The organism is Pseudomonas sp. Emmai, assembly GCF_055179735.1.
In genome coordinates this window covers 3965011-3978153 of record NZ_CM143685.1, presented here as the reverse complement: position 1 = coordinate 3978153, position 13143 = coordinate 3965011, and the positions used below count along the sequence as shown (strand labels likewise).

Below are 13143 nucleotides of genomic sequence, written 5' to 3'. Positions count from 1 at the left end.
ATTGTAGTAGACCTCTAAGGTTTGAGGTGGTCGTCAGGCCTGTTGGGGAAGAAGCCAAGGAGCGCATAAAGCAGCACCGACTGACGCCGGAAGGCAAACGTATCTATGACCGGCGTAAGGAAACGGTCGAGCGTAGCGTCGCCGACGCCAAAGAGCTGCATTGGCATCGCTATGCGCGGTTTAGAAGACTGAGCAACGTAATGAGGCAGTGCCTGCTGGCTGCCGCCTGACAGAACATCAAGAAGATTGCCCGGCTGCTGGCGGTTTTTTTACGCCTGTATGGCTTTCCCCAGGCATTGATGGGCGCGGCTGCTGGACAGGCTGGAGTCGTTTGCTGACGTAAACGCCCAAATCCCCAAGGGCCTGCTCTATTAACTATCCAAAGCGCAGTAACGACAACCCCTGCTCGTAAGCAGGGGGTTGTCATCAGCCTGAGGGTAGTCAACGACCGCCCTTCTTTCCGGCTGTCGGTTTATTCGGCCAACTTGAAGGTAATGAAGCTGGCTCGACCCTGGCGCAGCACCCGCATGGAAACCGAACGGTTCTTCGGCAGCGCCTTAGCGATTTCAGTGAATTCCTTCGCATTGCCAATCGCCAGGTTGTTCAGGTGGGTGATGACATCGCCCGGCTGCAGGCCGATCAACGCTGCAGGTCCTTCCTGCACTTCCTTGATAACCACGCCCCCTTTGAGGTCGAGTCTTTTTTTCTGCTCGGCGGTCAGGTCGGTCACGGCAACGCCCAGGCGGTTGCTGCTGCGCTCAGCACCGCCGGTGCTGGGACTGACCTCCTGATCTTCATCCGGCAGCAATCCCACGATCACGTCCACAGTCTTGCGTTTGCCTTCACGGATGACTTCCAGGCTGGCCTTGGAACCGTCCTTCATGCCACCTACAAGGTGTGGCAAGTCGGCAGACATAACGATTGGCTGACCGTTTATACTCAGAATCACATCACCAACTTGCAGGCCGCCCTTGGCCGCCGGGCCGTCTTTCAGCACCTGGGCAACCAGAGCACCGGACGGCTTGTCCAGACCGAAGGACTCAGCCAGGTTCTTGTTGACTTCCTGAATGACCACCCCCAGCCATCCACGACTGACCTTGCCATCTTTCTTCAACTGGTTGGACACATCCAGCGCCACATCGATCGGGATCGCGAACGACAGGCCCATAAAGCCACCGGAACGGGTGAATATCTGCGAGTTGATGCCAACGACTTCACCGGCCATGTTTAACAGTGGCCCACCGGAGTTACCCGGGTTGATCGCTACGTCCGTCTGGATGAATGGCACGTAGTTGTCGTTGGGCAAGGAACGGCCCATGGCGCTGACAATACCCTTGGTGACCGAGTGATCGAAGCCGAACGGCGAACCGATGGCCGCCACCCACTGACCCGGCTTCAATTTCGATGAATCCCCCAACTTGACGATCGGCAACCCTTTGCCGTCGATCTTCAGCAACGCGACATCGGTCCGCGGGTCGGTGCCCACCAGCTTGGCGGTGTACTCACTGCGGTCGGACAACCGGACCGTGATCTCGTCAGCGTCAGCGATCACATGATTATTGGTCAACACATAACCGTCGGCGGAAATGATAAAGCCTGAGCCCAACGACTGCGCTTCACGCTGGCGATCTCCTCGTGGTGATCGCGGCATGTTGCGTTCGAAGAAGTCGCGGATCTCCGGCGGCAAGCCTTCGAGGTCAGGCATATTTTCTGAAGTGATCTTGCGATCAGGCAATTTCTGCGTCGTGCTGATATTCACCACGGCCGGCGAGACTGTCTCGACAAGCTCCGTGAAATCGGGCAGAGCTTCTGCCTGGGCCGAGACTACCTGACCGAGCATCAGCACCGCGGCAAACAGAGAAAGGTAAGATTTCAAGCGTGGTATCGACATAATATGGCTCCTGTAGCGACGAGCATGGTTAAGCAATAGCGACCAGAAAACGCAAAAAAACCGGACACTGCAATAGATTGCGGCCAACTTTCATGCATTGACTTGTTTTTTTAATTTTCGTACGACAAGCGAAGCCAGCCCCTGTTGGGACTGACCTATAGAAAATTCTTGCCGACTTTGCAAACCGTGATATTGACCAAGCATGTCAGCCTCTTGGGCACGGATCCGGCATTTCAGACCTCGTACCGTACAACAGCGGCGTACACCAGCAAGCACTTTCCTACGCCTCAATGCTTGACTTGAGAGTCTTGCGAGCGCATCGACAGCGCAATCCGTTCGGCAGTGCCAATCGGAATCTCCCCCACCATGGTAACCATCATCTCACCCTTGGGCGTGGTCAGATGCCGTGAAACGGCAACGGTAGCCCAGGCCATTGGGGTAGCGTCCTGTATAACTAGGGCTCCGCTCTTTTCTGTACTTGTTTCACATATTGAACGGCCCAGCCCACCGCTAGAGTTTATAGTCGGGAAGCTTTATATCGTCGCGTAGGTCTTGGCCAAAGAGGACCTCTGCAACGAATGGGAACCGCAATAGGTGCGAGACAAGGTTGCGAAAAGTAAGGCCGAACGCGCTCTTTGGAGCAAGAGACGACGCGAATCTCGCCGCCGATTCCTGCTTGCGCTTTAGGAATGGCATCAGACGCTCCTGGTAGCGAGCGAAGGCTGCGCCGTGATCATTCCCGCAACGATGAAGCTCGCCTGCCAGCACATAAGCCTCCGCCATCGCTAGCCCCGTACCCTCGCCAGCCATGAGGGAGACGCAGGCCGCGGCATCACCGACCAGGGCCGTGCGGCCTTTTGTCCAGCGGTCCATTTGAATCTGGTTGACGCGGTCGAAATAGACGTCATCGGCCCCCCTCATTGCCGCGATAATTTGGGGGCACTCCCACCCAGCTTCGGCGAATACGCTCGCTAGCGTGGCCTTTTGCTGCTGCGCTGTCATAGACTCCCTGGCGGTCAGGTATTCGTCGCGAAAAACGAAGAGAAAGAGCGTCTTGTCGTCGCGCAAGGAGAATCGAGAAACCTGTCGTCCCGGAACTCCGTGACTGACGTAAACGAGCTCGTCGCGAGGCTGGTAGCCCTCGATCTCGAATGCGGCGACGTGATAACCGAGCGAGACGTCAAACGCTGCCTCGGGTCCGAACGCGAGCTGGCGCACGCGCGAGTGTAAGCCGTCCGCGCCAATGACCAGATCGACCTCTCGCGGGGCGGCATGATCGAAGCTGACGCATACGCAGCGACCATCGTCCTCAATCTTCGCGACGGAGTCGCCGAAAATCGTCTCGACCTTTCCTTCCATTGCATGGTAAATCGTAGCGGCAAGGTCGGAGCGCCGTAGGCTCGTGAAGCGACCATTTGTCATGCGGCGGAAGGCGTCGACCGGGAAACCGCCGCTATTTCGTCCGTGCCTATCTACAAATCGAACCTCCTCCACCTGATACCCCATCTCTCTGATTAGCGGGATTAGGCCCATCTTCTCGGCGATGTTGTAGCCGACTCCCCAGAAGTCAACCACATAGCCGCCACTGCGAAGCTGTGATGACTCCTCGATGAGCAGCACGTTGTGACCGGATTCACGTAGCCAATATGCAAGTGTCGGACCGGCGATGCCTGCACCGTTGATCGCAACTCTCATGTCCGTTTCCTCCAAGCCTAACTGTGATCAGACCGAATTCAGCGTTCGTAATGGTAGAGAACTCTTGACGGCACAGTGTTGGGCTCTGTGAAGTATTTTATTTAGACCTTCCCGGACCGCATCCCGATCCATATCCCACCAGGCGATTATTCGGCAGGCCTGCCAAGTGATGTTTTGAGGCTCCTAGTACTGGCGTAACCGTCACTTGGTGCATTGGGCAAGCAACGCTTACTGTCAGGTCAATTCCTTGAACCGACACCGTGGCGGACGTCATTCTTTTACTGCTCGGCCAAGGCATCCCAACTGGCGGCGTGTATGCGGATTTTCTTGAATAACACCTGGATATCACTGGGTTCCAGCCCGGGGATATCGAGCCTGGTGTATTTCAGGTACGACTCGACTTCCGGCAGTTCGCTCGGCAGTGACAAACCTTTCTTCACATACTGTTTTATCTTGATGACATCTTCTTTGGTAAACACCCCGGCACTGCGCGCCACACCCGGATATTTACCCGAGATCAGATGCAGTACAGCTTTGGGAAGATCATTACTACTTTCTGAATCTTTCAACACAACAGACATACGTTTGCCTCGGTTCATTGATGTCGATAGCGACGAACAGAAGCTAGATGACCGTGGTGCCTCGTCAAACAATAGAAATGCCTGGCGCAATCTCTAAGTGCTTGATACGCAAAGAAATAAATTCGAAAGTCGATCAGCCTGGAAACATCGAGCTACATATGCAGGATGCTTCCTACAGGCAATTACTAGTTGCCGGCTTAGTTACACTCGACTGCCACGCTTGAGCGTCTCACTCGGCAACTCTTTGAACAGCGCGTAATAACTGCTGGAAAACCTCCCCAAATGCCAGAACGACCAATGCATCGCCACTTCGGCGACCGTGGTCTGCATCGCTGTGCGGCTGAGTAATTCGCGATGCGCACTATTGAGCCGGCGCAAGCGCAACCAATGGGTCGGTGTCATCCCGGTAAAGGCCTTGAAGGCGTGCTGTAACTGACGCAGCGAAACCCCCGCGACCTGGGAAAGCTCGAGCAAGTTGAGGGTTTCTTCCGGCGCATCGGCGGCCCATTCGCCGACGCGCTTCATGATCGTCCGCTCCTCGGCCCGACGCTGCAACCCGCCCTGATCCAGACGCACGCAGGCGTTGTCGAGGATGTACAGGCAGTCTTCCAGCAGTTGCAGGGTCAAGGCTTCGCGACTGGGCGGGTCCAGGGTTTGTGCCAATCGGGTCAAGGTCCCGCTTAACCAGCGGCTGAACAGCGCGTTCTGCTGGCAATTGAGCGGCGACATGAACAACCCTTCCAGCCGTGTCACATTCAAGCCATGGCGCTGCACGAACTCAGGACCGAACACCACGGCGATCTCCTGATAGTTCTCCGGGGTGATCCAGATGTTGCGACTTTCGCCATTCAGCACGTACAGCGAGTTGTCACTGCGATCAAAACAGAACGCCAGTGATCCCTGCGGCGCACTGAAATTCTGCTCGACCCGGGTGTTCATGTGTTCTTCGTAAATCTCTACGCCTTGCAGGTCCAGATAACGCACCAGCCCGGCGAAATGCCCCGGCGACATCTGCTGGTAATGCTGCACCCAGCCCGGTGTGGCGCGGATTTGCTCGGTGACATCGGCGGTATTGAACGCTTGGACTTGTAACGGATTGCACACTGTCATGGGTGACCTTACGCACTCGTTTGGTGCGTTTTGGTGCTGCTTAAAGTGGATAGATGGAACCGCAAGGCTCGCCCAAGATAGTCGTCAACGCGCTTCAGGGGAAGTGTCTGTCGGATGCGACCGCCCTCCCCGGCGTTACCAAAACCAATAACGAGGTCTTTATGAATGTCCCTTTCGATCAGCTGTTCACGTGGCTGAAAGATCACAAGATTACTGAGGTCGAGTGTGTGGTCAGCGACTTGACCGGCATCGCTCGCGGCAAGATTGCACCCACCAACAAGTTCCTGCATGAGCGAGGCATGCGCCTGCCGGAAAGTGTGCTTCTGCAAACAGTAACCGGGGATTTTGTCGACGACGACATCTACTACGACCTGCTCGACCCGGCCGATATCGACATGGTCTGCAAACCCGTGGCCGACGCGGTGTATGTGATTCCATGGGCCATCGAGCCGACCGCCATCGTGATCCACGACACCTTCGACAAGTTCGGCAACCCGATCGAACTGTCGCCGCGCAACGTGCTGAAGAAAGTCTTGCAGCTGTACACCGACAAGGGCTGGAAGCCGATTGTCGCGCCGGAAATGGAGTTCTACCTGACCCAGCGCTGTGAAGATCCGGACTTGCCGCTCAAGGCACCCCTGGGCCGCTCCGGTCGAGCGGAAAGTGGCCGGCAGTCGTTCTCCATCGACGCCGCCAACGAGTTCGATCCGTTGTTCGAAGACGTCTACGACTGGTGCGAACTCCAGGGCCTGGACCTCGACACGCTGATCCACGAAGACGGCCCGGCGCAGATGGAAATCAACTTCCGCCACGGCGATGCCCTCGACCTGGCCGACCAGATCACCGTGTTCAAACGCACCCTGCGCGAAGCGGCGCTCAAGCACAACGTGACCGCGACCTTCATGGCCAAGCCGATTGGCGACGAGCCGGGCAGCGCCATGCATTTGCACCAGAGCGTGGTCGACATCGTCACCGGTCAGCCGATCTTCGCTGATGCCGACGGCAAGATGAGCGAGTTGTTCCTGCACCACATCGGCGGCCTGCAAAAGTACATCCCGAAAGTGCTGCCGATGTTCGCGCCCAACGTGAACTCGTTCCGCCGCTTTCTGCCGGACACCTCGGCACCGGTGAACGTTGAATGGGGCGAAGAAAACCGCACCGTCGGCCTGCGTGTGCCGACCTCCACCCCGGACGCCATGCGCGTGGAAAACCGTTTGCCGGGCGCCGATGCCAATCCGTACCTGGCGATTGCCGCGAGCCTGTTGTGCGGTTACCTCGGCATGGTCGAGAAGATCGAGCCGAGCGCCGCGGTGCAGGGCCGCGCCTATGAACGTCGCAACTTGCGCCTGCCGATCACCATCGAAGACGCCCTGAGCCAGATGGAAGAATGCGAAACCGTCGGGCGTTACCTGGGCAGCAAATTCGTGCGCGGGTATGTCGCCGTGAAACGCGCCGAGCATGAAAACTTCAAGCGCGTGATCAGTTCCTGGGAGCGGGAGTTTCTGCTGCTGAGCGTCTAATCCGGCAAAGGGACGCAGAGCGTCCCGGGCTGCATTCCCACGCAGAGCGTGGGAACGATCATCCAACAACAAAAAGAGGTGTCGAATGCGTCTATTGAAATCCGTGGTTCCGGTCGCGCTGGCGATCCTGTTCAGTGCCGGTGCCCAGGCTCAGCCACAGGTCAGCGTCTACAACTGGACCGATTACATCGGCGAAACCACCCTCGCCGACTTCCAGGGCAAAACCGGGATCAAGGTGATCTACGACGTATTCGATTCCAACGAAACCCTGGAAGGCAAATTGCTCGCCGGCCGCACCGGGTATGACGTGGTGGTGCCGTCCAACCACTTCCTCGCGCGCCAGGTGAAGGCCGGGGCGTTCCTCAAACTGGACCGCTCGCAACTGCCCAACTTCAAGAACCTCGACCCGAAACTGCTGACGCTGTTGGAGAAAAACGATCCCGAGAACGCGCATTCGGTGCCGTACCTGTGGGGCACCAACGGCATCGGCTACAACGTCGACAAGGTCAAGCAAGTGCTGGGCATCGACCATATCGATTCCTGGGCCGTGCTGTTCGAGCCGGAGAACATCAAGAAACTCAGCCAGTGCGGCGTATCGATGATGGACTCGGCGGATGAAGTGTTCCCGGCGGTGCTCAACTACATGGGCATGGACCCACGCAGCGAAAACCCCGAGGACTTCAAAAAAGCTGAAGCCAAGCTCATGAGCATTCGGCCGTACATCACCTATTTCCATTCGTCGAAGTACGTTTCTGACCTGGCCAACGGCGACATCTGCGTGGCGTTCGGTTACTCCGGCGACGTGTTCCAGGCCGCCAATCGGGCCAAGGAAGCGAAGAACGGCGTGAACATCGCCTATGCCATTCCAAAGGAAGGCAGCAACTTGTGGTTTGACCTGCTGGCGATTCCCGCCGACGCCGCCAACACCAAAGAAGCCCACGCCTTCATCAATTACCTGCTGGACCCGCAAGTGATCGCCAAGGTCAGCGCCTCGGTGGGTTACGCCAACCCGAACCCGGCCGCCAAGCAGTACATGGACGAGGCGTTGGTGAACAACCCTGAGGTCTATCCTTCCCAGGCGGTGCTCGACAAGCTCTACATTTCTACCACCCCGCCCCAGGCGATCATGCGTTTGATGACCCGTTCCTGGAGCAAAGTGAAGTCCAACAAATGAATCAGTACAGCCACGAACACGCCCATTCCTATTACGCCGCCACGGCGAAGCGCCTGGCGCCCTACCCCACGTTGGCCTCGGACCTTGACGCCGATGTCTGCGTGATCGGCGGCGGGTTCACGGGCGTCAACACCGCCATCGAACTGGCGCAACGCGGGCTATCGGTGATCCTGCTGGAGGCCCGGCGCATTGGCTGGGGCGCCAGCGGGCGCAACGGCGGGCAGTTGATTCGCGGCATCGGTCATGATGTCAGCGGGTTTGCCCGCTATGTCGGTGACGAAGGCGTGCGTTACATGGAGCAGGCCGGGGTTGAATCCGTGGCGCTGGTGGGCAATCGCATCCGCGAACACGGGATCGACTGCGACCTGCGCTGGGGCTTCTGTGAACTGGCCAACACGACGGCGCAGTTTGCGGCGTTCAAGGCTGAGCAAGAAGGTCTCATCGAACAGGGTTACGCCCATGAAACCCGGCTGATCGGGCCTGAGCAGATTCGCCAGCAAGTGGTGAATTCCGGGGTGTATGCCGGTGGCTTGATCGACATGGGCTCCGGGCATCTGCACCCGCTCAACCTGGTATTGGGCGAAGCGAGTCTGGCCGAGTCCCTCGGCGTGCGGATCTTCGAGCAAAGTCCGGTGCTGGAGTTGATCCATGGCAGCACCGTGCAGGTTCGTTGTGCCGGCGGCACGATCCGCGCCGGCAGCGTGGTGCTGGGTTGCAACGCGCATCTTGAAGAACTGGAACCGAAACTCAGCGGCAAGGTGCTGCCGGCGGGCAGCTACATCATCGCCACCGAACCGTTGTCAGAAGAAGTCGCCGCACAGTTGATCCCGCAGAACCTGGCGCTGTGCGACCAGAAAGTCGGCCTGGATTACTACCGGCTCTCGGCGGACCGGCGCTTGCTGTTCGGCGGCGCCTGTCACTATTCCGGGCGCGATCCTTCGGACATCGCCGCTTACATGCGCCCGGCCATGCTCAAGGTGTTCCCGCAACTGGCCAGCGTGCGCATTGACTATCAATGGGGCGGCAAGATCGGCATCTCGGCCAACCGTTTTCCCCAGGTCGGCCGCTTGAGCCAGTACCCGAACGTGTTCTACGCCCAGGGTTATTCCGGCCATGGCCTGAACGTGACCCACTGGTGCGCCAAGCTGCTGGGTGAAGCCATCCACGCCGGCCACAGCAAAGGCTTCGATGTGTTCGGCGCCGTGCCGCACATGACCTTCCCTGGCGGCCGCGCCCTGCGCTCACCGCTGCTGGCGCTGGGCATGCTCTGGTATCGCTTGCGCGAGATGCTTGGCTGACACCTTCGTCTTGGTGAAAACCCGATCTTGTAGGAGCGAGGCTTGCCCGCGAAGGCGATCTTACGGACGCCTTCGCGGGCAAGCCTCGCTCCTACATTGGGTCGTCGCATCCCTTTGAACCGCCTTTCGATTTGCTCTATCGCAAGGCACTTCTATATTGAGGAGGTGCTCTGACTTCCTTGCGAATGCGACCCATGGCCACGACTGACCCGTTGATCATCTGCGAGCACTGCGACTGCGTGTATGAAAAAGTCACGCTCGCCAAACATCAGAAAACCCTGTGCACCCGCTGTGGTGGCGTGCTCCAGCGGTATAACGGCCTGACGCTGGAGCAGCGCCTGGCCTTGACCTTCACGGCGCTGGTGTTGTGGATTTTCGCCAACTTTTTCCCGGTCATGAGTATCAGCCTCAAAGGCCTGAAAAACAGCGCCACGCTGTGGGATTCGGTACTGGCCCTGAGCCTTGGGCCCATCACGTTCATTGCCATGGTCGCGGCAATCGCCATGATCATCGCGCCGATTATCCAGTTGGTCCTGTTGATCTGGGTCCTGAGCTTCGCCCTCGCCCATCAGCGCGCGCCAGGGTTTCGCTTCAGCATGCGCTGGCTGGAAACCCTGCGGCCCTGGAGCATGCTGGAAGTTTGCCTGCTGGGAGCGATGGTCGCGGTGATCAAACTCGCCGGGTTGCTCGATGTGCTGCCCGGCATCGGCCTGTTCGCCCTGGCCATTCTCAGCTTGATGATGATCCGCATTGCCGGGCGCGATATCCGTGAACTGTGGGACGAGCTATGACAACGCCGCCGGTCGCCAGCGATCTGGGCCTGTGCCTGTGTCACAGCTGCGGCATGGCCTGCGACATGACCAACGATCCTCAGGAATGCGAACGCTGCGGCGCCCCGTTGCATCGGCGCAAGGTCAATTCCCTGGCCCGGACCTGGGCCTACCTGTTCGCCGCGCTGGCGTTCTATGTCCCGGCCAATCTGTTGCCAGTGATGAACACCAAAATGGTCGGTGCCGGTGCCGACAGCACCATCATGAGCGGCGTGCTGGAGTTCTGGGAGGCCGGAGCCTGGGACATTGCCCTGATCATTTTTATCGCCAGTATCGCCGTGCCCGGCATCAAATTCGTCGCCCTGACGCTGCTGCTGATCACCGTTCAGCGCGACAGCCTGTGGGCGCGCAAGGAGCGCTCGAAGCTGTTCCGTTTCGTCGAGGTCATCGGTTATTGGTCGATGCTCGATGTCATCGTGGTCGCGCTGGTCGCTTCGCTGGTGAAATTCCAGGCCCTGGCTGACATCGAGCCGCGTCCCGGCATTCTGTTTTTTGGCCTGGTGGTGGTCTTCACCATGCTCTCGGCGATGAGTTTCGACCCACGATTGATCTGGGATAAAGCGCCCCATAACGAGGAGGTCACGGATGAAGTCGCAAGCCACTGACGGGCCGCAAGCCCCGGGACAGGCCAGTATCAAGACTCGCCGTTTCAGCGTTTCGCTGGTGTGGATCGTGCCGATCGTGGCCGTGCTGGTGGGGATTTCCCTGGTGGTGCACAGCCTCATGCAAGAAGGCCCGACCATTGTCGTGACCTTCAAGACCGGCAACGGCCTGACCGCCAACAAGACCGAGGTCAAGTACCGCAACGTGGTAATCGGGCATGTCTCTGACGTGGAGTTGAGCAAAGACCAGAAGAGTGTCGATGCCACCATCAAACTTGCCAAACAGGCAGAAACCTTCACCCGCGAAGACTCGCAGTTCTGGGTGGTGCGCCCGCGCATCGGCGCGGGTGGGGTCTCGGGCATCGATACGCTGTTGTCCGGCGACTACATCGGCGCCGATATCGGTCACGCCAACGGTCGTGCGAAAAACTTCACCGGCCTGGAGAACCCGCCGCCGATCACCTACGGCGAACCGGGCAAGCGCTTTACCCTGCACTCTCAGGATCTCGGTTCGCTGGATATCGGCTCGCCGGTCTACTACCGCAAGATCCCGGTCGGCCAAGTGGTGGCGTATGCGCTGGATGCGGACGGCAAAGGGGTCAATCTTGAAGTCTTCGTGCACTCGCCCAACGACGCCTACGTCACCGAAAACACCCGGTTCTGGAACGCCAGCGGCATCGACCTGAACATCGGCGCCAACGGGTTCGCGGTGAAGACCGAATCGCTGTCCTCGCTGTTGGTGGGCGGTATCGCCTTCATCGCCCCGCAGTACAGCCCCAACGATCAACCCGCCGCCGAGGATAAGACCTTCGAGCTGTTCGACGACCAGACCACCGCCCTCGCCCCGCCCAATGGCAAGGCGCAGTACCTGAGCCTGCGTTTCGACCAGGCCCTGCGCGGGCTCAAGGTCGATGCCCCGGTGGAATTCCTCGGCATGGAAATCGGCAAGGTGGTGGCGATCAATCTGGATTTCGACGAGAAGAAACGCAGCTTCCCGGTCAACGTCGGCATCGTGATTTACCCGCAACGCCTCGGCCAGGCTCATACCAAAATGATCAAGGCGTTGATGCATGACCCCAATGACGAAGCCGCCGGCGTACGCCTGATGGGCACGTTTATCGAAAACGGCCTTCGCGCACAGGCCCGCAGCGGCAATCTGCTGACGGGTCAGTTGTACATCTCGCTGGATTTCTACCCGAAAGCGGAGAAGGTCAAGTTCGATCCGGACGCGCGGCCGGTCAGCATCCCGACCATCCCCGGCAGCCTCGAGCAATTGCAGGAAAAACTCGAGGCCATGGTCAACAAGATCAACCAACTGCCGGTGGAACGGATTGCCAGCAACCTCGACAGCAACCTCGTCGAGTTGCGCAAAGGCCTGGCGCAATTCAACGCCAAGACCCTGCCCGGCGTGCAGACGACCCTGGCGGACGTCAGCAAGACCCTGAATTCGGCCAGTTCGACCCTCGCCGAAGATTCGCCGCAACGGGAACAACTGACCCAGACCCTGGACGAACTCAAACGCATGTCGCGTTCCCTGCGTGAGCTCTCGGATTACCTGGGACGGCACCCGGAATCGCTGATTCGCGGGCGCCCCGACAATGCAGCGCCGGCCGACCTGCAAGGGCCACCGCGTAACTGACCACAGGAGCAACACCCATGGCTTTTTCGCCGAAGATCACCCTGGTCGCTGCGTTGCTGCTGCTCGCGGCGTGTCGCAGCGACCCGATTCACTTTCATACCCTGACCCCGGCGCAACTGGCTAGGGGCAATGGCGACGAAATCAAGATCGAAGGCATCAGCGTGCCGCCCCAGGTCGATCGGCCGCAGATCGTCATTCGCCAGGGCAACAGCGGTCTGGCGATCCTTGAAACCGATTGGTGGGGCGCGAGCCTGTCGGATGAGTTGCGCAGTGCGCTGGTGGATCAACTGTCCAACGCCAATTCCCAACGCAAGGTGTCTTTGCGGGTGGATGTGCAGCGTTTCGACTCGATTCCCGGCCAGTACGGCTTGATCGACGTCAAATGGCGCCTGCGGCCATTAGGGGCCGGCGATAACTCGCTGGTGACGTGCCGCAGTACGTTGCAGACCCCGTCCGGGCCTTCCATTGAGGATTTGGTGACGGCGCAGCAGAACAACGTCAAACGCCTGGCTGCGGTGATCAGTCAAGCGGCGGCCACGCAACGGGGTTGCCCGGCGCCTCTCTGAAAATACCTGCTCTGCAATGAACCCTCAACGGCGAAATACCTGCCGTTGAGTTGTTATTTCATATTCGTAATGCCGGAATAACTTTAACTGTTTCTCTCGTCGTATTTGACATTGGTTTTCAAACACACCCACGCCATTCGACTTAATCGACTACGCTCCGACCACTGAAACTAAAAGGAAACAGTTTCGTGAATAACAGAGCCTTTCTCCGCAAATTTTTCACATTCGTTTCACCGT

Annotated in this window: 11 protein-coding genes and 2 pseudogenes; 8 read left to right on the top strand and 5 right to left on the bottom strand. The window is 58.6% G+C overall.

Annotation, left to right across the window (positions count from 1 at the left end; genetic code table 11):
- Positions 1–23: 23 nt before the first annotated feature.
- A pseudogene (locus ACY4LX_RS18400) lies at positions 24–230 on the top strand (transposase); the annotation flags it as partial.
- Positions 231–472: 242 nt separating this feature from the next.
- Here the strand turns inward: ACY4LX_RS18400 and ACY4LX_RS18395 are convergent.
- The 5 genes and pseudogenes from ACY4LX_RS18395 to ACY4LX_RS18375 form a co-directional block, all read right to left on the bottom strand.
- Positions 473–1840: a DegQ family serine endoprotease gene (locus ACY4LX_RS18395; protein WP_463260615.1), complete on the bottom strand. Its 1368-nt coding sequence runs from the start codon at positions 1838–1840 to the stop codon at positions 473–475.
- 338 nt (positions 1841–2178) lie between these two features.
- A pseudogene (locus ACY4LX_RS18390) lies at positions 2179–2316 on the bottom strand (anti-sigma factor); the annotation flags it as partial.
- Positions 2317–2401: 85 nt separating this feature from the next.
- Positions 2402–3586: an FAD-binding domain gene (locus ACY4LX_RS18385; protein WP_463257359.1), complete on the bottom strand. Its 1185-nt coding sequence runs from the start codon at positions 3584–3586 to the stop codon at positions 2402–2404.
- 278 nt (positions 3587–3864) lie between these two features.
- Positions 3865–4167 carry a hypothetical protein gene (locus tag ACY4LX_RS18380; RefSeq protein ID WP_463257358.1) on the bottom strand — a complete coding sequence of 101 codons (303 nt, stop codon included), beginning with the start codon at positions 4165–4167 and terminating at the stop codon, positions 3865–3867.
- Between the two features lie 201 nt (positions 4168–4368).
- Positions 4369–5277, bottom strand: a complete 909-nt coding sequence (locus ACY4LX_RS18375; RefSeq protein WP_463257357.1) for a helix-turn-helix domain-containing protein — start codon at positions 5275–5277, stop codon at positions 4369–4371.
- A gap of 161 nt (positions 5278–5438) precedes the next feature.
- Between ACY4LX_RS18375 and ACY4LX_RS18370 the strand changes: the two genes are divergently transcribed.
- From ACY4LX_RS18370 to ACY4LX_RS18340, 7 genes are all read left to right on the top strand, one after another.
- Positions 5439–6797 carry a glutamine synthetase family protein gene (locus ACY4LX_RS18370; protein WP_149660741.1) on the top strand — a complete coding sequence of 453 codons (1359 nt, stop codon included), beginning with the start codon at positions 5439–5441 and terminating at the stop codon, positions 6795–6797.
- A gap of 85 nt (positions 6798–6882) precedes the next feature.
- Positions 6883–7971 (top strand): polyamine ABC transporter substrate-binding protein, encoded by a 1089-nt coding sequence (locus tag ACY4LX_RS18365; RefSeq protein WP_463257356.1) that lies wholly within the window; start codon positions 6883–6885, stop codon positions 7969–7971.
- Entirely contained in the window at positions 7968–9269 is a 1302-nt protein-coding gene (locus ACY4LX_RS18360) for an NAD(P)/FAD-dependent oxidoreductase (protein WP_463257355.1), read from the top strand. Before ACY4LX_RS18365 ends, ACY4LX_RS18360 begins: the two co-directional genes overlap by 4 nt.
- A 194-nt stretch (positions 9270–9463) precedes the next feature.
- The gene (locus ACY4LX_RS18355; protein ID WP_463257354.1) at positions 9464–10060 is read left to right on the top strand and encodes a paraquat-inducible protein A; all 597 of its coding nucleotides are present in this window, start codon (positions 9464–9466) and stop codon (positions 10058–10060) included.
- Positions 10057–10704, top strand: coding sequence for a paraquat-inducible protein A (locus tag ACY4LX_RS18350; RefSeq protein ID WP_463257353.1), 648 nt, complete (start codon positions 10057–10059; stop codon positions 10702–10704). The genes ACY4LX_RS18355 and ACY4LX_RS18350 overlap by 4 nt, the downstream gene beginning before the upstream one ends.
- A complete protein-coding gene (locus ACY4LX_RS18345) occupies positions 10685–12340 on the top strand; it encodes a PqiB family protein (protein WP_149661990.1) in 1656 nt (551 codons plus the stop codon). The genes ACY4LX_RS18350 and ACY4LX_RS18345 overlap by 20 nt, the downstream gene beginning before the upstream one ends.
- Before the next feature lie 17 nt (positions 12341–12357).
- Positions 12358–12906, top strand: coding sequence for a PqiC family protein (locus ACY4LX_RS18340; RefSeq protein WP_463257352.1), 549 nt, complete (start codon positions 12358–12360; stop codon positions 12904–12906).
- Positions 12907–13143: the final 237 nt, after the last annotated feature.